General features: G+C 62.6%; 18 protein-coding genes and 3 pseudogenes. 6 read left to right on the forward strand and 15 right to left on the reverse strand.

The features are described 5' to 3' along the window. The first annotated feature begins 7 nt into the window (after positions 1–7). Genes B0E49_RS11860 through B0E49_RS20715 form a run of 3 tightly spaced genes read left to right on the forward strand, consistent with a single transcriptional unit; the run spans position 8 to position 2,131 of the window. A complete protein-coding gene (locus B0E49_RS11860; protein ID WP_077562407.1) occupies positions 8–1,333 on the forward strand; it encodes an NAD(P)/FAD-dependent oxidoreductase in 1,326 nt (441 codons plus the stop codon). 16 nt (positions 1,334–1,349) lie between these two features. After that, positions 1,350–1,946, forward strand: a complete 597-nt coding sequence (locus tag B0E49_RS11865) for an ornithine cyclodeaminase family protein (RefSeq protein WP_217349239.1) — start codon at positions 1,350–1,352, stop codon at positions 1,944–1,946. Beyond that, a complete protein-coding gene (locus tag B0E49_RS20715; RefSeq protein WP_217349240.1) occupies positions 1,946–2,131 on the forward strand; it encodes a hypothetical protein in 186 nt (61 codons plus the stop codon). Before B0E49_RS11865 ends, B0E49_RS20715 begins: the two co-directional genes overlap by 1 nt. Positions 2,132–2,287: 156 nt before the next feature. Here the strand turns inward: B0E49_RS20715 and alr are convergent, their stop codons facing one another. Together alr and B0E49_RS11875 are read right to left on the reverse strand one after the other, a co-directional pair. Continuing rightward, the gene (gene alr / locus B0E49_RS11870; RefSeq protein ID WP_077562408.1) at positions 2,288–3,451 is read right to left on the reverse strand and encodes an alanine racemase; all 1,164 of its coding nucleotides are present in this window, start codon (positions 3,449–3,451) and stop codon (positions 2,288–2,290) included. Next, entirely contained in the window at positions 3,448–4,746 is a 1,299-nt protein-coding gene (locus tag B0E49_RS11875; protein WP_077562409.1) for a D-amino acid dehydrogenase, read from the reverse strand. Before B0E49_RS11875 ends, alr begins: the two co-directional genes overlap by 4 nt. A 160-nt stretch (positions 4,747–4,906) precedes the next feature. Between B0E49_RS11875 and B0E49_RS11880 the strand changes: the two are divergent. Continuing rightward, positions 4,907–5,342: pseudogene (locus B0E49_RS11880) on the forward strand (Lrp/AsnC ligand binding domain-containing protein). A gap of 751 nt (positions 5,343–6,093) precedes the next feature. Here B0E49_RS11880 and B0E49_RS11885 read toward each other — a convergent pair. Together B0E49_RS11885 and B0E49_RS11890 are read right to left on the reverse strand one after the other, a co-directional pair. Next, entirely contained in the window at positions 6,094–7,206 is a 1,113-nt protein-coding gene (locus tag B0E49_RS11885) for a porin (protein ID WP_077562410.1), read from the reverse strand. A 153-nt stretch (positions 7,207–7,359) separates the two neighbouring features. Beyond that, positions 7,360–8,067: a Crp/Fnr family transcriptional regulator gene (locus B0E49_RS11890; protein ID WP_077562411.1), complete on the reverse strand. Its 708-nt coding sequence runs from the start codon at positions 8,065–8,067 to the stop codon at positions 7,360–7,362. Positions 8,068–8,204: 137 nt separating this feature from the next. Between B0E49_RS11890 and B0E49_RS11895 the strand changes: the two are divergent. Further along, positions 8,205–9,026 (forward strand): annotated as a pseudogene (locus tag B0E49_RS11895) (IS4 family transposase); the annotation flags it as partial. 28 nt (positions 9,027–9,054) lie between these two features. Here the strand turns inward: B0E49_RS11895 and B0E49_RS11900 are convergent. Then, entirely contained in the window at positions 9,055–10,542 is a 1,488-nt protein-coding gene (locus tag B0E49_RS11900; protein ID WP_077562412.1) for an aspartate ammonia-lyase, read from the reverse strand. 22 nt (positions 10,543–10,564) lie between these two features. Then, the gene (locus B0E49_RS11905) at positions 10,565–10,999 is read right to left on the reverse strand and encodes a hypothetical protein (RefSeq protein WP_144264538.1); all 435 of its coding nucleotides are present in this window, start codon (positions 10,997–10,999) and stop codon (positions 10,565–10,567) included. Between the two features lie 353 nt (positions 11,000–11,352). Here B0E49_RS11905 and B0E49_RS11910 point away from each other — a divergent pair. Further along, a pseudogene (locus B0E49_RS11910) lies at positions 11,353–11,673 on the forward strand (DUF4158 domain-containing protein); the annotation flags it as partial. 155 nt (positions 11,674–11,828) lie between these two features. Here B0E49_RS11910 and B0E49_RS11915 read toward each other — a convergent pair. The 9 genes from B0E49_RS11915 to B0E49_RS11955 form a co-directional block, all read right to left on the reverse strand. Next, positions 11,829–13,163 carry an NAD(P)/FAD-dependent oxidoreductase gene (locus B0E49_RS11915; protein WP_077562414.1) on the reverse strand — a complete coding sequence of 445 codons (1,335 nt, stop codon included), beginning with the start codon at positions 13,161–13,163 and terminating at the stop codon, positions 11,829–11,831. Positions 13,164–13,223: 60 nt separating this feature from the next. Then, on the reverse strand, positions 13,224–14,696 hold the full coding sequence (locus B0E49_RS11920; protein ID WP_077562480.1) for an NAD-dependent succinate-semialdehyde dehydrogenase: 1,473 nt from the start codon (positions 14,694–14,696) through the stop codon (positions 13,224–13,226). Positions 14,697–14,773: 77 nt separating this feature from the next. Then, a complete protein-coding gene (locus B0E49_RS11925) occupies positions 14,774–15,862 on the reverse strand; it encodes a tartrate dehydrogenase (protein WP_077562415.1) in 1,089 nt (362 codons plus the stop codon). An 11-nt stretch (positions 15,863–15,873) separates the two neighbouring features. Continuing rightward, the gene (locus tag B0E49_RS11930; RefSeq protein ID WP_077562416.1) at positions 15,874–17,499 is read right to left on the reverse strand and encodes an ABC transporter ATP-binding protein; all 1,626 of its coding nucleotides are present in this window, start codon (positions 17,497–17,499) and stop codon (positions 15,874–15,876) included. 1 nt (position 17,500) lies between these two features. After that, complete coding sequence (locus tag B0E49_RS11935; protein ID WP_077562417.1) at positions 17,501–18,388, reverse strand: ABC transporter permease; 888 nt, start codon at positions 18,386–18,388, stop codon at positions 17,501–17,503. Positions 18,389–18,407: 19 nt separating this feature from the next. Further along, positions 18,408–19,364 (reverse strand): ABC transporter permease, encoded by a 957-nt coding sequence (locus B0E49_RS11940; RefSeq protein ID WP_077562418.1) that lies wholly within the window; start codon positions 19,362–19,364, stop codon positions 18,408–18,410. A 34-nt stretch (positions 19,365–19,398) separates the two neighbouring features. Then, positions 19,399–21,021 carry an ABC transporter substrate-binding protein gene (locus B0E49_RS11945; protein ID WP_077562419.1) on the reverse strand — a complete coding sequence of 541 codons (1,623 nt, stop codon included), beginning with the start codon at positions 21,019–21,021 and terminating at the stop codon, positions 19,399–19,401. 98 nt (positions 21,022–21,119) lie between these two features. Then, positions 21,120–22,409, reverse strand: coding sequence for an NAD(P)/FAD-dependent oxidoreductase (locus B0E49_RS11950; protein WP_077562420.1), 1,290 nt, complete (start codon positions 22,407–22,409; stop codon positions 21,120–21,122). Between the two features lie 32 nt (positions 22,410–22,441). Beyond that, positions 22,442–23,107: a haloacid dehalogenase type II gene (locus B0E49_RS11955; protein WP_077562421.1), complete on the reverse strand. Its 666-nt coding sequence runs from the start codon at positions 23,105–23,107 to the stop codon at positions 22,442–22,444. Positions 23,108–23,290 lie beyond the last annotated feature (183 nt).

Consider the following 23,290-nt stretch of genomic DNA (forward strand, 5'->3'; position numbering starts at 1 on the left):
ATCCATCATGTCCCAGCCCTTGCGTCTCATCGAAACTTCGCCCAACCCACCCGCCAGCGCCGACGTCGTCGTGATCGGCGGCGGGATCATTGGTGTCTTCACCGCCTACTACCTGGCCCGGCGCGGGCTGTCGGTCGCCGTGGTCGAAAAGGGCCGGATCGGCGCCGAACAATCGAGCCGCAACTGGGGCTGGTGCCGGCAGCAGAATCGCGACGCGCGTGAACTGCCCATGTCCACCCGGAGCCTGGAGCTGTGGGATCAGTTTGCCGCCGACAGCGGCGAAGACACGGGCTTCGAGCGCTGCGGCTTGCTGTACCTCAGCAACGACGAAGCCCAGATTGCCGGCTGGGCCAAGTGGCGCGAGTTCGCGACGACGGTTGGCGTGACTACGCACATGCTGAGCGGCCGCGAGGCCTCGGAGCGCGGCCAGGCGACCGGCCGCGCGTGGAAAGGCGGTGTCTTCTCACCCAGCGACGGCACGGGCGATCCGGCCAAGGCAGCGCCCGCCGTTGCAGCCGCGCTCATGAAACTCGGCGGCACGGTGCACCAGAACTGCGCCGCGCGTGGCATCGAGATGGCGGGCGGCCGGCTCAGCGGCGTGGTGACCGAAGCGGGGACCATCAAGACCCGCACCGCCGTGCTCGCAGGCGGTGCGTGGGCGTCCTCGTTTTGCAACCAGCTCGGCGTGCAGTTTCCGCTCGCCACGATTCGCCAATCGATCGTGCGACTGGCGCCGGTGGATCAGAGCCTGCCGGCCGCCTTGACCAGCCCGCGCGTCGCCATCACGCGCCGCCCGGACGGCCACTACGTCCTGGCCATCAGCGGGCGAGGGCGCGCCGACCCCACGGCACAGCTGGTGCGCTTCGCGCCGCAGTTCATCCCGATGTTTGCCAAGCGCTGGCGCAACGTGTTTCCCGGCGGCCTGGAAGGCATCCGCTGGGGTCACGAAACCCGTGCTCGATGGAAGCTGGACGCTCCCACACCGATGGAACGGGCGCGCATCCTCGACCCGAAGCCCGACCCTGCGGGTGTCCGCGAAATCCACCGCCGTGCCGTCGACTTGTTGCCCGCGCTGCGCGAAGCCCGCATCGCCAATACCTGGGCAGGCTACATCGACAGCACGCCCGATGGCGTGCCGGGCATCGGAGAGCTGCCGCAGGTGCCTGGCCTCATCCTGGCCGCGGGCTTCTCCGGCCACGGCTTCGGCATCGGCCCCGGCGCAGGCCACCTGATCGCCGACCTGGTGTCCGGGGCAAAGCCGATCTTCGATCCTGCGCCTTTCAACCCCGCACGGTTCAGCGGCTCGGCGTGGGGCAAGGTTGCTGACTTCTAGGTTTGCCGGCACGCCGATGGTCTACCCCGAGCCCTTGATTCATGGAGAAATCACACCGATGCAGACACTGTTGCTGAATAAAGAGGATGTAGGAAGTCTGATTTCCATGAAGGAAGTCATCGGGACGGTGGAGGAGGCGTACAAGGCCTTCAACAGCGGCCAGGTGATTCAACCGGCCTATACATGCATCCACCTTCCGCCACCCCGGGGCGAAATCGACTTCAAATTGGGGTACTGCGAGGCCAACGAGGTCATCTCGATGAAGGCCTCATCCGGGGGATTCCCGAACAATCCCACCGAGCACGGCGTGCCCAGCGGCATGGGAACCATCCTCCTGTTCGACGCCAGAACCTGTGCGCTCATTTGCGTGATGGATGGCAGCCTCATCACCGGCTTGAGAACCGGCGCCGCCGGAGCCGTTTCGGTGAAGGCGCTGGCGCGCAAGAACGCGAAGACCATCACCTCCATCGGAACTGGCAATCAGGCCCGGATGCAGATCCGCGAGATCCGGGAGGTGATGACGATCGAAGCCATCCATGCCTGGAGCCACCACCCCCAGATACTCGCCCAGAACAAGGCCGACATCGAGCGCGAGTCGGCATCTCGGTGGTGATGACCCGCTCCAAACAAGACGCTGTGGAACAGGCGAACATCCTCGTCACCACCACCCGCGGCAAAGGCTCGCTGGTGGAAGCTGACTGGGTTCGGCCCGGCACGCACATCGTCGCCATCGGCACGCGAATGGCGGTAGGCGGCGCGGAAGTACTCGTCCGTTTCGCCAGCCTTAGGCACGGCTGAGCGCAGGCAGGCGAGCATGTCGCCCTCGAAATCGATCAGCGTGCCAACGATGAAGTCCTTGAAATCCAGCACGGACATCCAAAAGCTCCGGAAATAACACATGAGGGTGAACTTGAGCATAAGTGCGCCCCCTCGCAGGTCGGTACCGAATTGGGCCTATGCTGCGGCACGGCGTTTCGTTATTGGCGCGTTACCGACATCTTCTTTGGCAGCGCAACGGTCCCATGCCTTGTCTATGCCCGTCTCATCGATGATGGACACTCGTTTCACGTTGCAGAGCAACTCATAGGAGATCGTGCCTGCACAACGGGCCACTTCATTGACGGGCACGTGCCGGCCCCACAGTTCGACGCGGCTTCCGATCCCGGATCCAGGATGGCGGCTCAGATCAATGGTAAGCATGTCCATCGAGGCGCGGCCGACCACGCGGGTGATCGTGCCGTCGACTGCTACGGGCGTACCAGTAGTCGCAAGGCGTGGATAGCCATCGGCATAGCCGATGGCTATCAGCCCGATCCTAGTCGGTTCCGTCGCGACGAAGCCTCCGCCGTATCCCAGGGCGTCGCCCGATTGGAGCGTGCGAACTGCGAAGACTTCGCTCTCGAGAGTCATCACGGGGCGCAATTGCTCATCGCCACCCTCCCCTGCCCCTCGCTGCGGCACGGGATCTGCACCGTACAACAGGATGCCAGGCCGGGACCAGTCGCGCCGGGCCGAGGGCCATTGGAGGATGCCGGCCGAATTGCTCAGACTGCGATCCCCTAGCAACGCTGCCGTTGCGGCATTGAACGCCGCCACTTGCCGGGATGTCGCATCGCTGCCTGGCTCGTCGGCCCTGGCGAAATGCGTCATGAGCGTGATGTTCGACACCTTGCCGGTCGCTTGCAGTCGAGCATAGGCGCTCGGCATGTCGGCGAGTGCAAACCCCGCCCTACCCATGCCAGAGTCGGCTTTCAGCCAGACCTCCAGATGGTCGAAAACGCGGTCGTTCTCGATCATGCGAAGCTGGGCTTCTTGGTGCACGACGATCCATAGATTCAGAGTTCGTGCTGCCTTCAGTTCGGCGGCGTCGAACAACCCCTCGAGTACCAGAATGGGACCTTCAATCCCCCCCGCCCGCAATGCCACCGCTTCCTCAAGAAAAGCCACGGCGAAACCGTCGGCGTGGTCCTGAAGCGCCTCGGCGCAGCGCACGGCGCCATGGCCGTAAGCATTGGCCTTGATCACGGCAAGTGCGCGTCCGCCGTGCATCCGTCGTGCCAATGAATAGTTGTGACGCAGCGCGTCCAGGTCGACGCGGGCGCGCGATGGTCGTGTCATTTGATTGCGCCGGCGGGCCGTGTCAAGCGACCACGCGCGGCGCTCGCCGTGTAGCGATCGATGCCTAGCCCGATGGCGCTGATTTCCGTGCGCTGGCCCAACACCATGTCCGAAATCAGCGTGGCCGAGCCACAGGCCATGGTCCAACCAAGCGTGCCGTGTCCAGTATTCAGGTAGAGGTTCGGGTACTTCGTCGCCCCGATCACCGGCGTACTGTCCGGTGTCATCGGTCGAAGACCTGTCCAGAAAGTGGCGCGGGCCAAATCACCGCCTGGGAACAGATCGTTGACGACCAGTTCAAGCGTTGCGCGACGGCGCGGGTCGAGCCGCAGATCGAAGCCGCCGAGTTCCGCCATGCCGCCGACCCGGATGCGATCATCCAAGCGTGTAACCGCGATCTTGTAGGTCTCGTCGAGCACCGTCGACTTAGGCGCGAAGGCCGGGTCGACCACCGGCACAGTGAGCGAGTAGCCCTTCACCGGGTAAACCGGCAGGTCCAGGCCGAGAGGATGCAGGAAGCTGCGCGAGTAGCTGCCGAAGGCGAGCACGAAGCGATCGGCCTTCAACAGCTCGCCACCGGCCCGGACACCGATGACCCGCCCGCCTTCTGTCACGAGACCATCCACCGCCTGATCGAACCGAAAATCGACTCCGAGCGCACGCGCGCGCGTGCACAGCGCGTTGGTGAAACGGTGGCAATCACCGGTTTCGTCTTTGGGCAGGCGCAGCCCGCCGGCGAGTCTTTCACGCGCTTGGGCCAGACTGGGCTCGATCAAGGCGAGCTGGTCCGCGTTGAGAAGTTCGTACGCTACGTTGCATTCCTCCAGCACGGCGATATCGCGCTGGACCGCGTCGAGCTGCGCCTGGGTGCGGAACAGCTGCAGCGTTCCTCCGGTGCGCTGCTCGTACTCGATACCCGTCTCTGCGCGCAGCTGCTGCAGGCACGCGCGGCTGTATTCGGCGACACGCATCATGCGTTCCTTGTTGACCGCGTACCGTTCGGGCGAGCAATTGCGCAGCATCTTGGCCATCCACTGCAGCTGAAACAGGCTGCCATCGAGCCGGATCGCCAACGGTGAGTGCTTCTGAAACATCCACTTGATTGCCTTCAGCGGAATGCCCGGCGCGGCCCACGGCGTGGAGTAGCCCGGTGACACCTGACCCGCATTGGCGAAGCTGGTCTCGAGCGCCGGCCCGGGTTGGCGGTCCAGCAGCGTGACCTTGGCGCCTGACTTGGCGAGGTAGTACGCGGTGCTCGTTCCGATGACGCCGCCGCCCAGGACAATGACTTTCATGGTAAATCGAGTAGTGGTCAAGTGATTCATCAAATATATTCGCACTGCATCAGAAAATTTGATTGATCTTCAGGCCAATTGCAGTGAATATCACTACCACGTTCTCCCAAACGCACTCGCGTGAAGTGAAACGCCCGAACTCGACCGGACCAACCGCAAAATCCTGGACATCCTTCAGCGAAACATCCTCGTCGCGACGACCGAACTCGCCCAGCAGATCGAACTGTCCACCTCACCCCGCTCGGAGCGGGTCAAGCGCGTGGAGCGCGAGGGCGTGATCAGGGGATACCACGCACGAGTAGCACCCACGGCGCAGGGCAAGAACCTTCTGGTGTTCGTCGAGATCACGTTGGCCGCCAAATCCGGCGAGGTGTTCGACAAGGTGGGCAAGGAACTGCTGCATGTTCCCGACGTGCAGGAGTGCCACCTCGTCTCGGGCACCTTCGACTGTCTTGTGAAGGCACGACTGGGCGGCATAGACGAATACCGCAGCCTGCAGGGGGACATCCAAGAAGCTGCCGGTCACCGCGCAGTCCAACAGCTATGTGGTGATGGAAGACCTCAAGGAGTCGCTCTTGTTGCGCACCGACCGCTAAATGCGAGCGGCATCTCGGCTGCGCTGCGGCAAAAGCTTTACTGATCACGTTGCCACAGTGCTCAGACGCCACCAAAACGACCCTCAAGGACTTCGCAACTCAAGGATGGCATTTCGTTGCAAGTGCGCTGCTTCACGCAGCGACGTCTTCAAAAAAAGTGGGTACGCCGCAAGCGACGTACCCACGAACTTGGAGAGACTATGCTGCCTGCAGCTTGACGCTTTAGGGGTGCAGTCGATTCTAGGGCGGGGTGGATGCAGGCTTTGTCGGTGCCTTGACAATTGGCGACTTGTGTTGCCGCTGTGCGGCACGCGCTGAGTTGTTCGGCTCCCGCGTAGTCCGACAGCGCTGCCAGTTCGAAGAAGTCTGAGCAACGAGCTCGGCCACGGACAGGATGCGTTCTCGCTGCGAGCCAGCTACTGCGCATGCTGTTGGCTAACTTGCAGATGAGCAAAAAGCCGCAAACGTGCTCGCTGCACGCCAGCAACTGGCGAACACCCGCACCGACAGGCCAAGTCTGTGCGCTCGATGCGCACCACTTACGCCCTGTCCGCTGTCATTGTGCTTGAAGAACTTTTTTACTATGTGCTTCGCATAGTTGCCCATGGAAGTGAAAAGTTGCAACGGTCAGGTTGCAACTTTCAAATCACAGTGTTTGCCGAGCGGTTTTCAACAAGTCAAGCAAATGCCTAGCCCGGTGGCTTTTGGTTTTTGGCTGTTGAATCAGCACTGGCACAAGGCCGGCACGTGATTAGAAGCTAGTGCGCAGGCCGATGTCGATACCGTTCGAGCTGCCGCCTTGAACGAACCCAGTACCACTCGCCGCCGAGGTGTTGGTGGCGACGTTAGCACCTGTGCCGTTGTTGCTGATGTGCGCGTATGTGCCGTAGATGGCGGTGCGCTTGGATAAGTGGTACACATAACCCACCGCATATTGGTTCGCCTTGACGGCGTTGTTGTCCGCCTTGTCGTGCGTATAAGTAGCTAGGACGTCACCTGGACCAACGGGCACGTCAACACCCAGCATGTAGATGTTGTTTTTCTGAATGCCCAGTGCGCCACCTGAACCCACTTTTTCCTGGTCGTATTGGGCCATCACTGTCGCCGGGCCGAAGTTGTAGGAACCACCGATATTGCCTTGGTCATAGTTACCGATCGCCGCAATCTTGGTTTGACCGTAGGCGATGGCCACGTTCACAGGACCATTCTGGTAGCCAAAAACCCCACCCACGTAGTTGCCATCCAAGCTGGTGTTTTGCCCAGCACCATTAACAGTATTGGAACTATTGCCACCCAGGGCGTACGTCATCTGGCCGTAGAAGCCACCCAGATTGCTAGGCAGCAAGTACCCGATGCCGTTGGAAACACGCGTAGCGGTCTGAACGCCATTCAGGCTAGCCAGAGCCTGGCTCTCGTTGCTTTCCGCGCCAGCACCATCGTTACCAAACGGATCAAAGTTACTCAAGTTCAAATACGTAGGCGCGAAGTCACGGCCCAGCCGTATTTCGCCAAAATTGCCAGCCAGACTGACGGTGGAACGACGGTTGAAGGTCAGGCCGCCACTGCCAGCGCCGCCAACTTGGTTGTTCGTAGTGGTCGTGCTACCCGTACCGTTCTGGGAGTTGATACCGGCTTCCAGCCAGAAGCTGGCATTCAGGCCCCCGCCGAGGTCTTCAACCCCTTTGAAGCCAAGACGGCTGGAGTTGTTGCCGCTGCTGATCAGCCTGTTGGTGCTGCCCGCCAGTGCGTTGCCGCTGAGGTGTTCGTACGCTGTGTCAATCACGCCGAACAACGTCACGGACGACTGAGCCTGAGCCGCCGCCGCCGTGCAAGCCATAGCGGCGATTAGCAAAGTTTTTTTCATTTGATTCTTTCCGGATAGGATGACATGAGTGATTTATTGAAAGTCTGTCCCGCAGCGTCTTTTTCGCTCTAGGGACGCACTCGATGCTAGGATGGGGTGAGTGCCGAATTTGTCGGCGCCTTGACAATTGGCGGCTTGTGTTGCCGCTGTGCGTCACGCGCTCAGGAGTTCGAGGCGCGCATAGTCCGACAGCGCGGCCAGGTCACGCACCTCCACGCGGCCATATAGCGTGCGCAGCAGGCCGCGCCCCTCCAGCGCCTTGAGCGCCTGATTGACTGTCTGGCGCGAGATGCCGGTGAACTCGGCGATGTCTTCCTGTTTCATCGCCACGAAACCGTTTTGCGCCCCGTCGAGTTGCGTTGCCAACTCGAAGACGGTCTGCGCAACGAGATCAGCCTTGGACAGGGCTCGCGCGTTCTCGATGCGGGTCAACTGCTGGGCGTGCTGGCGACTGATTTGCATGAGCACAAAACCGCAAAAGTCCGCGCTGCGCGCCAGTAACTGGCGAAACACCGACGCCGGCAACAGCACAACCACGGTGTCGCGGATAGCGACCACATCGTGACGGCGCGCCACACCCTGCACCAGTTCATGGCCCTCGGCCCATTCAGAGGTTGTGACAAGCAGGCGGCTGGAGATGCGCCCATCGGCTGCGAACGTGCTGGCCTTGAGAGCCCCGTGCACGACTCCCAACCAGTTGCAGGGTACTTCACCATGATGCGCCAGCAGCGTGCCTTTGGGCACGACGCGTAGGCGCGATGTGGCCAGCACCTGCTCCTGTTGTACGGGGTTGAGCGCGTCAAACCAGGGCGCGCGACGCAGGTGGGTATCGGCACGCACGGCGGGTGTCGGGGAGCGCATGCGTTATGTGCGGACTAGGCACGCCAAAGATGGGATGCTCGTGAACACGTGGACGGCGCGCGATCCCGTGTCGGGGCCAGCCCGCCAGGTAAGCCGTCCGTTGTCGATGACGCCGTCGATGCCTGCGACGGGACATTTGGGGCGATCTGGACAACCGGGTCTACGCGTTGGACTCCAGCACCATCGACCTGTGCCTGAGCCTGTTTTGCTGGGCCCCATTTCGATCCACGAAGGCCGCTATCAAGCTGCACACACTGCTGGACCTGCGCGGGGCCATCCCCGCGTTTATCCACATCAGCGACGGCAAGCTGCACGACGTGAACGTGCTGGACATGCTGGTCTTCGAAGCGGGTGCGTTTTATGTGATGGACCGCGGCTACGTCGACTTCGCGAGGCTGTACGCATTGAATCAGGCTGGCGCCGTCTTTGTCACGCGCGCCAAGTCGCCGATGGACGCCAGACGTATCTATTCGGCCGCCACCGATCGCAGCACCGGCGTCATCAGCGATCAGCAGGTGATGCTCAATGGGCACTACTTGGCCAAGAAGTATCCCCAGCACATGCGCCGCATCCGATTCAAGGACCCCGAGTCGGGAAAGACGCTGATCTTCCTGACCAACCATATGGCGTTGCCGGCCTTGACGATCGCTGCGCTCTACAAGAGCCGATGGCAGGTCGAGCTGCTCTTCAAATGGACCAAGCAGCACCAGCGTATCAAGCATTTCATGGGCAACAGCGAGAACGCGGTGAAGACGCAAGTCTGGTGCGCCGTCGCCACCTACGTGCTCATCGCCATCGTCAAGAAGGAGCTTCAACTTGATACCTTTCTCTACACTTGTCTACAGATCTTGTCGGTCTCGGTCTTCGAGAAAACCGAGCTTTCACGCGCCTTGCAAGCTGATCTGCCTCTTTCGGATCTGCCCGACGCAGCTAACCAGTTGAATTTGTTCAACGTTTAACCGGACAGCAGTGCTCCGTACTCCTGACTTACCGCCCTTCTTCGAGCGATATGCCATTGCAGGGCGGATCTCCAACAAGGGCCACGCCGGCTTTCTCAACGGTCAGGGTCACAAGCCGAATTGGCTGCGTCAGGTTCTCCGGGACGAGCAATGCGGTCATTTCCGCGGAGCTCATGATGCCCAGATGCTCGGCCGTGGCGGCGATAGTGTTGCCGGTGGTCAGTGCCGACTTGGCGATCCTGGCGGCCTTCTCGTAGCCGATAATTGGATTCAGGGCTGTGACGAGGGTCACCGACTCTGCCACCCGCTTAGACAGAATCATATGGTTGGCTTGGATGCCCTCCACGCAGTTGACCTGGAGCGTCTTGCAGGCGTTTGCGAGATGCTTGGTACTTTTGAACAGCGCCCAACCCATGATCGGCTCGAACGCGTTAAGTTGTAGTTGACCGGCCTCGGATGCCATCGTGATCATCAGGTCGTTGCCAATGACCTCGAACGCGACCTGGTTCACCACTTCGGGAATAACCGGGTTGACCTTGCCAGGCATGATCGACGAGCCGGCCTGGCGCGCCGGCAGGAGTATGTCGCCGAAGCCGGCTTGCGGGCCAGACGACAGCAGGCGCAGATCGTTGCATACCTTTGACAACTTGCAGGCGACGCGCTTGAGCACCCCTGACAACTGGACAAACGCACCGGTGTCCTGCGTCGCCTCGACCAAGTTGGCCGCGCGCACGACCGGAATGCCGCTGAACTCGGCCAGCAGGGGAATGACGATTTCGCTGTAGCCCGCCGGGGCATTGATACCCGTGCCGATCGCGGTGGCGCCCAGGTTGACCTCAGTGATCAACTCCCTAGCTTCGCGCAGCCGAGCCTCGTCTTCGCCGATCATGATCGCGAAGGTCGCGAATTCTTGGCCCAGCGTCATCGGAACGGCGTCCTGCAACTGGGTTCGGCCAATCTTGAGTACCGCGCGAAACTCCTCGGCCTTGCGCTCGAACGACGCACGCAGGTTGGCCATTGCGGCGAGAAGTTGCTCGATACCGTTCCAAGCGGCCAGTCGCAGCGCCGTTGGATACACGTCGTTTGTGCTTTGCGACGCATTTACATGATCGTTGGGATGAATCAGATCGTAGGAGCCCGGATCCGCGCCCATATGCTCAAGAGCGCGGTTCGCGATCACCTCGTTGGCATTCATGTTGGTCGATGTGCCCGCTCCACCCTGGATCACGTCAACGATGAACTGGTCGTGCAGCTGACCGGCTATTAGATCTTCGCAGGCGTCGTTTATGGCCGCGGCCCTGGACGCATCAATGACGCCGAGCCGGGCGTTAGCGGCAGCAGCAGCTTTCTTGACATGCGCCAATGCCCGAACCAATTCCGGCATCTGGGAGACGGTTTGGCCCGTGATCGGGAAGTTGTCCACGGCGCGGGCCGTGTGCACGCCCCAGTAGGCAAGCGCCGGAATATGCTTTGAGCCGAGGAAGTCGCTCTCCAGGCGGGGGTTCAATTCATTCATCAGTGACTTTCGAGAAATGGGATTAGATGCGGCCGATCGGTTCCACCCAGGCGCTACCAATGAATAAGCAGTGCGAGATCGCGTCGAACTGGGCGGAGCCGGGCAAGGCAGAAGCCTTGGAATGTTTCATGCCGCTGATTACAGCATCGATGCCACGCACTTCGGTTTCAAATAGGAGGACTGGCTCCAAGCAAAGTGCCGTTGTGGCAACCTTCGACAGCAAGGTGTGCCGCCAGCTGTCCGTCACGTACAGGGACTGATAGGTCGCTCTCGTCAAGTTGATGTTCATTGGCAAGCGGGCGCCGGTGATGCGGCACAAAAGCTGCTGCTGCGACCAATGGATCAGACTGATATCCGTGGATTGGTACCACCGTGCATCAGCCGCCTGGCGTGTGCATTGCCGGTCTTGGTGATCGAGCCGCGTTGAAGACCGTTGCCGATGCTTGGAAGCGCGCACGTGTCGCCCCAAGATCAACGATGCGCTGGCGACGCTGTCTTGCCTACCGCTCCCCTCCACTTCGCTCACGAACGAGATAGACGGCTAGCTGCCGGTGCGCTCCGTGTGCGCCCTGCGGGCCCATGGATCCGCATCCTTGCGGACCTCGCAGGCCTTCGGGGTCAAACGGACCGTCAGGCTCGCTAGAACGGGCGCTGGGGCGCTTTTTGGGGTCGACTCGTTTTCGGTGCACAGACTGACGGTACGCAGCATCAACGCTGGCGCGGGGGTCGGTCCGCAAGTCCTTGATTTGGTCGAGATTGCTGTTCGCTTTCGCCAGGGGTATCGTTCCCGGCCCTTTCAAGGAGCGCACGATGCAAGGCTGGCATACGACATTCCTGGGCCTGCGCGAGCTGCCTCACGACCTCAGCGCCTTCGAGTTGCAGGCGTTCTTCACCTTCAGCCGCGCCGAGCATGAGCTGATTCAGGCGCGCCACGGCGACGCCCTCAAGTTGGGTCTTGCACTGCACATCGGATTCCTGCGCATGGGTGGTCGGCTGCTGGACGCCGTGCGGGTGGTGCCGCCGGGGTTGTGGTGGCACCTTGGCAACGAACTGGGCATCGACGCTCCCGAGATTGCCTCGCTGCGCGCCACGTATGGTCGTGGTCGCACCCTGTTTGAACGACCCCGGATTCGCGTTGGCAGCGCAAGCTGCGCAGAACCGCGTCCGCCTGCACGATATTTTCATGGTGGCCTCTTTCGTTGATCCCCTGCCCCCACCCGCTCGCGGAGTCGCACGAGCCGCCAACCGATTGGCAGGCTGCGTCTTCGACTCTCTCATGCAACGCCTCAATGCAGCTTGACGTGCGGTTCGGTGCGCCGCGTGATAAGGCGGGCGAGCGTGTCGAGCGAAACCTTGACGACGCCGTGCAGCGCCAGCTCGTGCATCTTGTAGAGCGACATGTACATGAGCCGGGCGAACAGCCCTTCGATCATCAAACTGCCGCCGATCAGGCCGCCCATCATGTTGCCCACGGTGCTGAATTCGCCGAGCGACACCAGCGAGCCGAAGTCGCGATAGCGGTAGGGCTTGAGCGCGTTGCCCGCCATGCGCCGGCGGATCTGCGCCACGACGTGCGAGGCCTGCTGGTGGGCTGCCTGCGCGCGCGGCGGCACCAGGCCTCCCTTCCCGCCGTTGGCCTCGGGCCAGTCGCAGGCCGCGCAGTCGCCGATGGCAAAGATGTCCGCGTCGCGCGTGGTTTGCAGGGTCGGCAACACCGCGAGCTGGTTGCTGCAGTTGGTCTCCAGCCCCGAGATGTCCTTCATGAAATCGGCCGCCTTCACACCCGCGGCCCACACCACCAACTCGGCCGGCAGCGTGCGACCGTCGGCCAGGCGCACGCCCTCAGGCAGCACCTCCGCCACCTTGGCCGACGTGTGGACGTCCACGCCCAGCTTGCGCAGGAGCGCCTCGGTGGCGGTAGACATCCGCGGCGGCAGCGCAGGCAGCACGCGGTCGGCGGCCTCGATCAGGCTGACTTGGATGCCCTTCTCGGCATCCACCCGGTCCAGCCCATAGGCAATGACCTCGCGCGTAGTGCGGTGCAGCTCCGCTGCCAGTTCCACGCCGGTGGCGCCGGCGCCGATGATGGTGACGTGCAGCTGCTCTGGCCGAAGCGGTGTCGTCTGCGCGTGCGCGCGGATGCAGGCGTTGACCATGCGCTGGTGAAATCGCTGGGCATCCGCTTTCGACTCGAGGCGCAGCGCATGCTCGCTCACGCCGGGCGTGCCGAAGTCGTTGCTGAGGCTACCGATGGCCACTACCAGCGTGTCATAAGCAAACGAGCGCGCGGGCGTGACCAAGCGGCCTTCATCGTCCATGTAGGAAGCCACCTGCACCTCGCGCCGCTCACGGTCGATACCCGTCAGCTCGCCGAGCCGGAAGCGGAAGCGGTGCCAGTGGGCCTGCGCCAGGTAGTCGACCTCGTGCGCGCTCATGTCCATGCTGCCCGCCGCGATCTCATGCAGCTTGGGCTTCCACACGTGGGTGCGGTGCTTGTCAATCAACGTGACCTCCGCCACGCCGCGCTTGCCAAGCGTATCGCCCAAGCGCGTGGCCAGTTCCAAACCGCCGGCGCCGCCACCGACAACGACGACTCGATGTTTGGGCAAAAAGCTGTTCATGGTTGACCGCTCGTACAGGCGCGGGGGCGCATCAGCATTCCAGGCCGCGCCCTAGCGCTGCTACAGCTGTCCCTGGCACAGGTACTTGATGTGCAGATAGTCATCGAGGCCATGCACCGAGCCCTCGCGGCCGTAGCCTGAGGCCTTGACGCCGCCGAATGGCGCAGCCTCGGCCGCCAATGCGCCTTCGTTGATGCCGACGATACCTGTCTCCAGCACCTCGGCCACGCGCCAGATCCGGCGGACATCGGTCGAGTAGAAATACGCCGCCAAGCCGAAGGGCGTGTCGTTGGCCGCCGCAATAACTTCGGCTTCGCTGTTGAAGCGCGTGATCGGCACCACCGGCCCAAAGGTCTCCTCGCAGCTGCAGGCCATGGTGGCATCAGCGTTCACCAGCACCGTGGGCGCGTAATAGTTCGGGCCTAGATCTGAAAGACGCCTTCCGCCGGCGAGAACTTTGGCCCCCCGGGCCACAGCATCCTGAACATGGCGCTCGATCTTCTCCACCGCTCGGTCATTGATCATTGGGCCGATCTGTGAGGCGGGGTCGCTGGCCGGCCCCACCTTCAGCGCCGCCACGCGGGTGCTGAGCTTGCTGGCGAATTCGTCATGCACCTGGCCGTGCACGAACACGCGGTTAGGACTCACGCAGGTCTGGCCGCCGTTCCGGAACTTAGCCGACATCAGGCCTTCGACGGCGGCGTCGATGTCGGCATCTTCGAACACGATGAAAGGCGCATTGCCCCCCAGCTCCAGCGACAGTTTTTTGAGCGTATCGGCACTGCGCTGCGCCAGATGCTTGCCCACCGGCGTGGAGCCAGTGAAGGTGATCTTGCGCACCCGCGCATCATCGAGCCACACGTCCACCACCTCGGGGGTCTTCTCGCGCGAGGCGGTCACGATGTTCAGCACGCCATCGGGCACCCCCGCCTCTTGGGCCAGCAGCACCAGGGCCAGGGAGGTCAGAGGCGTATCCTCTGCAGGCTTGCACACCACCGTGCAGCCAGCAGCCAGGGCCGGGGCGATCTTGCGCGCGATCATCGCCGCCGGAAAGTTCCAGGGCGTGATCGCCGCCACCACCCCCACGGGCTCCTTCAGGGCAAACATGCGCCGCCCTGGCACCGGGGCCGGAATCACCTCGCCATTCATGCGCGTGGCCTCCTCGGCAAACCACTCGATGTAGCTGGCCGCATAGGCCACCTCACCCTTGCCCTCGGCAAGGGGCTTGCCCTGCTCGCGGGAGATGAGCTTGCCCAGGTCATCCTGGTGGGCCAGTACCAGATCGTTCCAGCGCTTGATGATCTGGGCGCGCTGCTTGGCAGGCACCTTCTTCCAGCCAGGGAAGGCGGCGTGCGCGGCATCCAGGGCCGCTAGCGCCTCGGGGGGGCCGCAATCGGGTACATGGGTAATGACAACGCCGGTGGCGGGGTCGGTCACCGCCAGGGTGGCACCGGAGGCCGCGGCGGGCCGCCACTGGCCGGCTATGAAATAGGCGCTGCGCTGCAGCTCGGGGCGGGTGAGGGTCAGAGGCATGGGCATGGGCATGGGCATGAGGTTGGAGGATTGGAAAAGACGACTGAAAAGAGATGAATGTGCCGGCGGCCAGAATCTCAGGCTGCCGCAATGCGCGCGGCAATGGCCTGCCCGATCTCGGTCGTGCTGGCCCGGCCCCCCAGGTCCCGCGTGCGCGGCCCTTCCTTGAGCGTAGCCTCTATGGCCGCCAGGATGGCATCGTGCGCTGCCCGGCCCACCCCTTGGCCCTGGGTCAGGAAGTCCAGCATCAGCGCGCCCGACCAGATCATGGCGATGGGGTTGGCGATGTTCTGGCCGTAGATGTCGGGCGCCGAGCCGTGCACCGGCTCGAACAGCGACGGGAACTTGCGCTCCGGATTGAGGTTGGCCGAGGGCGCCAGGCCGATGGTGCCAGTGGTCGCGGGGCCGAGGTCGGACAGGATGTCGCCGAACAGGTTGCTCGCCACCACCACGTCAAAGCGTGTGGGCTGCAGCACGAAGCGCGCCGACAGGATGTCGATGTGCTGCTTGTCGACCGTCACCTCGGGGTAGTCACGGCCGATGGCATCGGCGCGGCCGTCCCACCAGGGCATGCTGATCGCGATGCCGTTGCTCTTGGTGGCCACCGTCAGGTGCTTTCGCTTGCGCGCCTGGGCGAGCTCGTAGGCGTACTTCAGCACTCGGTCGGTGCCGTGGCGCGAGAAGACGGATTCCTGGATCACGATCTCGCGCTCGGTGCCTTGGTACATCACACCGCCGAGCGAGGTGTATTCACCCTCGGTGTTCTCGCGCACTACGAAGTAATCGATATCACCGGACTTCCTGCCCGCCAGGGGACACGGTACCCCCTCGAACAGGCGCACCGGGCGCAGGTTGATGTACTGGTCGAACTCGCGGCGGAACTTGAGCAGCGATCCCCACAAAGAAACATGGTCGGGTACGATGGCCGGCCAGCCCACGGCGCCGAAGAAGATGGCGTCCACTCCCTTAAGCTGGTCTTTCCAGTCGTCGGGCATCATCTGGCCGTGCTGGGCGTAGTAGTCGCAACTGGCCCATTCGAAGGAGTGGCATTCGAGTTCGAAACCAAAGCGCTGAGCCGCGGCCTGGATGGCGCGCAGTCCCTCGGGGATGACTTCCTTGCCGATACCGTCGCCGGGGATGATTGCAATGCGAAACGTAGGGGTCATGTTTGTCCTTTTCAGGTGGAAGGTGCTGCAGTGCGGTCCATCTCGTCCAGCCAGCCCTGGCGCAGCTCGGGCACGGATCGCGCCAGCAACTCGTAATATGGATGGTGCGGCCCGCGCTCGAAGTCGGCGCGCGCCACCTGGGCGAGCTTGCGGCCGTACTGCATAACGATGATCTCGTCGCACACCGAACGCACGGTGTGCAGGTCGTGGCTGATGAACAGGTATGACACGCCGAGCTCGCGCCGCAGTTGCGCCATCAGGTCCAGCACCGCCGCGCCCACCACGGTATCGAGGGCCGATGTCACCTCGTCGCACAGGATCAGGTCCGGGTCGGCTGCCAGCGCACGGGCCAGGTTAACCCTCTGCTTTTGCCCGCCGGACAGGCCCCCCGGCAAGCGTCGGGCGACGCTGTGCGGCAGCCGCACCAGGTCCAGCAGCTCGCGAATGCGTCGCTGCAACGCTTCACCCCTGAGCCCTTTGTAAAACTGCAGCGGCCGGGCCAGGATGCGCTCAATGGTGTGGGAAGGGTTGAGCGCCGTATCAGCCATCTGGAAGACAATCTGGATCTGCTGCAGTTCTTCCTTGCGGCGACTATCCAAATCATGCTTGAGTGTGCGATCCTTGAATACTATGGCCCCTTGGCACGGTGCAATCAGCCCCGCTATAACCCGCGCAAGTGTGGTTTTTCCAGAGCCTGATTCACCAATCACGCCAATGGACTGCCCCCTGTAGAGCTTGAAGTTGATGTCCTGCAAGATCAGCGCGGCAGGCTGGCCTTTGGCGCCCACCGGGCCGTAACCAGCGGACAGCTCGCGCACCTCCAGCAGCAACTCGCCCCCGCCGTGGCAATGCTCGGGCGCACGCGGCGCGGGAGAGGCAGCAGCCAGGAGGCTCCTGGTGTAATCGTGGTCTGGCGCGGCCAGTATGTGCGCAGTGGGGTTCAGTTCCTGCATCTGCCCGCCGCGCAACACCAGAATGTGGTCAGCCATCTGAGCCACCACCGCCAGGTCATGGCTCACATACACCGCCGTGGCGCGGCGCTCCCGCACCACGCGGCGAAAGGCGCGCAGCACTTCAATCTGGGTGGTCACGTCCAGCGCGGTCGTCGGCTCGTCCAGGATGACGAGATCCGGGTCAGTAATCAAGGCCATGGCGGCCATAAGCCGCTGCAATTGCCCGCCCGACACCTGGTGCGGATAACGCTGTCCAATGGTCTCGGGGTCAGGCAAGGCCAGTTCGTGAAACAACTGCACGGCCGTGGCCTCTGCTTCGGCGCGGGTCATGGTGCCGTGGATTCGGGTAGGCTCCACCACTTGGTCCATGATGGTGCGCGAGGGGTCGAAGGATGCCGCGGCGCTTTGCGCAATATAGGACACGGTGCGGCCACGCAAGGCACGCTGCCCGGCCGGCGACAGGTTCAGCACATCGATGTCACCAATTCGCACGCTGCCGCTTGCAATGCGGCAACCTCGGCGCGCATAGCCCATGAGCGCTAGCGCCGTGGTGGTTTTCCCTGAGCCCGACTCCCCAATCAGCGCCAGCACCTCGCCCGGCTCGATGGCAAAACTCAGATGGTCGACCAGGATTTGCTCTCCCGCAGTGATGTGCAGGCCATTGACCAGAACAGAAGCACCCATGTCAGCGTTCTCCGCGTGCGCGGGCCGCACGGCCTCGCAGGTTGTCAATCAAAAGATTGACGGAAATAGTGAGGGTGGCAATCGCCAGGGCGGGTGCAATTAACGATGCCCCTGCATACGGAAGCGCACCAATATTTTCACGCACCAGCGATCCCCAGTCTGCCGCCGGGGGCTGAATGCCCAGCCCCAGAAAACTCAGGCTGGCCAGCAGCAGCACCACATACACGAAGCGCAGACCCAAATCGGCCAGCACGGGACCGAGAATGTTAGGCAATATTTCCTGCAGCATGAGATAGAGCTTGCCCTCGCCTCGCGTGCGCGCTACCACCACGTAATCGAGTGCATTGATATTAACGGCGAGCGAACGCCCAATGCGGTAGGCACCAGGCACATAAATGAGCGCCGCCGTGAACACCAGCATGGGCACAGAGGAACCGAACCCAGCCACCAGTACCAAGGCAAACATCTTGCTGGGAATGGAGGTAAGCGTATCCAGCACACGGCTCAAAATAGCGTCCATTACGTAGCCACTCGATGCAGCGAGCAGTGCGAGTACCGTACCAGTGCCGCTGGCAAACAATGTGGCAACCAGCGCAACGCCCACGGTGTAGCGGGCACCCAAAATCACCCGCACCAGCATGTCGCGGCCCAAGTAGTCCGTACCCAGCCAGTGCGAACGGCTGATGGCACCATACACCTCAGAGGCTTGCTGGTCCACAAGATACGCGGGCAACAGCGATGGTCCGAACAAAGCAGCCAAGAGCCAGAACACGAGAATCACCAAGCCGGTAATGCCGGAGAACCCCATACGGGAAAACCAGCGGCGCACCGGCCCATGCTGCGCCGTCGGATCTGCAGGGGCCCCGCTGGGGGGAGAGTATGACTCCATGGCTCAATTCCTTCGAAAATCAGCGGTGACGCAAGCGCGGGTTTGCAAGAATGCCGCACACGTCGGCTGCGGTCACCAGCACTAGGTATCCGGCGCAGAAAATCATGGCGCAGGTTTGCACCAGAGGCATGTCACGCTGCGTGACTGCATCCACCATAAGCTTGGAGATGCCGGGGTAGTTGAAGATGATCTCAATGATGATCACACCGCCCAACAGGCCCGACAAGGACAGTGCCACGGCATTCGCAATGGGACCCACCGCATTGGGCAGCGCATGCGCCAGCACCATGCGCATGGGCGAGGCGCCCTTGAGCTGCACCATCTCGATGTAGGGCGCCTCCAACTGGTCAATCACGGCCGCGCGGGTCATGCGCATCATCTGCGCCACAACCCCGAAGCACAGGCACAGCACCGGCAACGCAAAGGCGCGCAACAACTGCCCCACCGATTCAACGTGATTGACATACGATAACGCGGGCAACCAGTGAAGTTTCACCGCAAACACCAGCACGGCCAGCGTGGCCACCAGAAACTCGGGCACAGACACGACGGCCACAGATACGCTGGAGGCAAAGCGGTCGAACCACGAGCCGCTCCACACCGCGGAGGCAATGCCAAGACAAAGTGCGATCGGCACCGAAAACAGCGTCGTGACCAGCGCCAGCAGCAGCGAGTTGGGCAGGCGGCTGGCCACCAACTCACGCACAGGCATTTGCGTGGTGGTCGACTGGCCCAGATCGCCCCGGGCAATCCCCCCCAGCCAGTGCAGGTAGCGCGTGGGTGCCGGTACATCCAGACCCATCTGCTTACGCAGAGCCGCCACAGCTTCGGGCGTGGCCTCCTGGCCAAGCTGCTCCTGGGCGGCGTCGCCGGGCAACACAGCAGTGATCGAAAAGACGACCAATGACACCGCCAGCAGCGAGAGCAGCGCCCACAGCACGCGCCGGGTCAAAAGTTTGAGGATCAGGAGATTCATGGTGATGCATTCGGATGTAACGGGCAGGCCCTGGTCAGGATTCCAGCCACACGTACTCTGCGAAAGAGTACCCCATCATGGTGCCCAGTGGAACGGGCGACAGGCCCTTGAGCTTGGTCGAATGCCCGTCGATGCTGGCCAGGAACAGCGGAATACCAATGCCTGCCTCGTTATGAATCAGGGTCTGCATGTCGGCGTACATCTGCTTGCGCTTGGGCAAATCGGTCTCGGCACGCGAGGACAACAGCAGCTGGTCAAACTGCGCACTCTTCCAGCGCGACTCATTCCATGTAGCGTCAGACTTGAAGAACTGCGTGAGGATAGTGTCGGGACTGGGGCGGGGGTCGACGTTGCCAAAACCCACTGGACTATTGAGCCAGTGGTTGGACCAGTAGCCATCGGCCGGCATGCGCTTGATGTCAAGGTCGAGCCCGATGCGCTGGGCCGACTGTTGCAGCAGCAGCGCGATCTCCACGGAATACTTCGCAGCGGGCGACACCACCACGGGGATTTTGCCCGTCACCCCCGACTTTTGCAGGTGGAACTTGGCCTTTTCCAAATCGAACGGACGCTGGGGCAAGTCCTTGAAGTAAAAGCGGTTTGTTGGATCGATCGGCTGGTCATTGCCCAATACGGCGTAATTCAGCGCAATCGTCTTCTTCATCTGCTCGCGGTCGAACAGGTACTTCATGGCCAGAATGAAGTCAGGACTAGCACCGGGCGCCATGTCCTTGCGCATGATCAGGTCTGTGTACTGGCCCGACTGCGTGGGGAAGATCGCATAGCCGGGAGTTGCCTGGACTTGCGCCACAGCGCGCGGATCGACCGCGGCCACGAGGTCCATGCCGCCTGACAGCAACGCATTGACACGGGCACTGGTGTCGCCAATACCGACGAGTTCGATCTCATCCAGGTAGGGCTTTCCTGGCTTCCAGTACCCGTCGTTGCGCACCACCACGGTGCGCACGCCCGGCTTGAACTCCTTGATCTTGAAGGGACCGGTGCCGATACCGGTGGTGAAATCGGTGGTCCCATTTTTGACGATGAGAAAGTAATACGTCCCCAGGATCACCGGCAGGTCGGCGTTCGGGGCGGCGAGGACAACGGTCACCTCATTCGGGCCGCTCACCTTCACGGCGTCAATCTGGTCGGCCAGCACCTTGGCTTTGGAGGCCGTGGCAGGATCCTTATGGCGCATGATGGAAAAGACCACGTCGGCTGGCGACAGCGCCTTGCCATCGTGAAAGCTCACGCCCTTGCGCAGCGTGAACACCCAAGTCTTGGCATCGGTGGTAGTGAACGACTCTGCCAGCGCGGGCTGGGGCGTGAGGTTTTTGTCGACGAGCGACGTGAGTCCGTTATAGACCATGTTGCAGCGAACATAATCATTCTGGTTCGATTGCTTGGCCGGATCAAGCGTGTCAGATACTGCGGCAGTGGCGACCGCCACCCGGATGCGGCCGCCGCGGCGAGGCGTCTGCGCATGGGCGGACACGGCCATGCCGGCCAAACCGCCCGCCAGCGTGGCCTGCATGCCGCCGGCTGTGAGCATGGCAAGTACGTCGCGGCGCGTGGCACCGCGCTTGAGCGAGTCCATCACATGAAGGCTCTCACTGGGACCGACAAGTTGCTGGAACTGGTTGTGGCTATCGCTCATGGTGGTGCTCCTGGTTATAAATATGAAAGGGATCGCGGGTCGTCAAAAAAACAAAGATGGCAAATCAAGGAAGGCAGGCGGGGAAGGCGTTCGCGCCTTCAGGCCAGACGGTCCTTGAGCCGGAAGTACAAGCCCACAGCGGGCAAGAACCAAGGTGGCCCGAAGTGGCCTGGAATGGCAGGCCAGTTGCGGTCCTTCCAGGGGTTGGCACTGGCATCGCCCGCCATCACATCGGCCATTCGCTGGCCCATGTGCACCGACATCTGCGTGCCATGGCCGCTGTAGCCCATGGAATAGAACAGGCCGTCGCGTTCGCCCGCATGGGGCAAGCGGTCCTGCGTCACGTCCACCAGCCCGCCCCAGCAGTAGTCCAGCCGGACGCGGCCCAGTTGTGGGAATGTGGCCGCCAGGCCTTCACGCAGCACTTCGCCGCTCGCCGCATCGGACGTGGGGCTGGAAATGGCGAAGCGCGCACGCCCACCAAACACCAACCGGTGGTCTTCGGTGAGGCGGAAGTAGTGGTGGATGTTGGCGATGGTGGTGTAGGTGCGGCGATGGGCCAGCAAGGCTTTTGCCCGCTCGGCCCCCAGAGGCTCGGTCACCACGATGAAGCTGCCGATGGGCACGATGCGCCGGCGCAACCAGCCAAAGCTGCCGTACCCGCCGTGGCGCGAAGCCCCCGTGGCGAGCAGCACCTGCTGTGCCTGAACCATGCCACGCGCCGTGTGCAGGCGGTGTGCGTGTCCGTTCACCCGCTCCATGCGCTGCACGCTGGTGCCGGTGTGTATCTGCGCGCCCTGGCGCTGCGCGGCCTGCGCCAGGCCTTGGGCAAAACGGCCCATGTGCATCTGCGCGCTGCGCTTGTAGAGCATGCCGCCGACGAAACGCTCACTCTGCACCTCGCTGTGCACGCGGCTCGCGCCAACGATCTCCACGTCGGTATCCACGTCGTCGGCGATCAGCCGTTCCACGCTGCGCTGCAGGGCCTCCATCTGATAGGCCTTGGTGGCCAGCTTGAGCTTGCCGTTGCGCAGGAAGTCGCAGTCGATGCCTTCGGTGCGCACGATGCGCTCCACGGTGTCGACGGCGTCATCGTAGGCGCGGTACCAGCTGCGGGCACGGTCGATGCCGACCTTGGCGGCCACCTCGGCATAGTCCACCGCCAGGCCGTTATTCACGTGCCCACCGTTGCGACCCGATGCTTCGGGCGCCACGGTCTCGCCGGCCTCCAGCACCGCCACGCGGGCACCGCGCCGGGCCAGGGCCAGGGCGGCCGACAGACCCGTGAATCCACCGCCGACGACGGCCACGTCCACCTGCTGCGGCAGGTCGTGCGCGGCCAGGGCCAGCGGGGGCACCGAGTCGTTCCAGTAGGAGTCGAGCTTCATGGCGATGCGTGGGGTGCGGTGGGTGGATCGGATCAGAGGCCGACGACGCCGGGCAGACCGCCGATGTCCTTGATTTCGGTGTAGCCGTAGGCGGGGTTGCCCGGGCCATGGCCGCGGTTCACGAATACCTTGTGCTTGATGCCGAGGTCGTCGGCCGACATGAGGTCGTAGCGTAGGCTGGAGGACACATGCAGCACGTCCTCGGGGTTGCAGCCAAGGCAGTCAAACATGTACTCAAAAGCCTTGAGGCGCGGCTTGTAGGCCTGGGCCTGTTGTGCGGTGTACACGCGGTGGAACGGCGCACCCAACATGGCCACGTTCTTCTGGATCTGTGCGTCGTCGGCATTGGACAGAATGACCAACGGGATCTCCTTGGCCACCTTGGCCAGACCGGCCGGCACGTCTGCGTGCGGATCCCACGTGGGCACGGCGTTGTAGTACGCCTGACCGTCGGTGTCGAAGTACTGGATCTTCCACTTCTTGCACAGGCGGCGCACGGCGTTCTTCAGCACCACGTCATACGGCTGCCAGTCACCCAGCACTTCGTCGAAGCGATAGGCCGAGAAGTCGGCGATGAACTGCTCCATCTGCTCGGGCCGAATGCGGTCGGCAAACAGTTCGCGGGTCATCTCACCCATGCGGAAGCGGGTGAGCGTGCCGTAGCAGTCGAAAGTCACATACTTGGGACGGAAAGTCATGGTCTTTGTTCCTTTGAGGTTCGGTTGCCGACTGTCGCGGGTCGCATCTCTAAATTACTGTTTGCGACAAGTGATGTCGAAGAAATTGGAACACGTAATAACGCGAAACGTATTGGGAAATGGGCCCCTTGCAAGCGATAAAGTTGCGCATTGCATGGGTACATTTAGCACGTCGTGTGGCAT

Origin of the sequence: Polaromonas sp. C04, from assembly GCF_002002705.1 — a bacterium.
In the GTDB taxonomy this organism is placed as follows: Bacteria; Pseudomonadota; Gammaproteobacteria; order Burkholderiales; family Burkholderiaceae_C; genus Rhodoferax_A.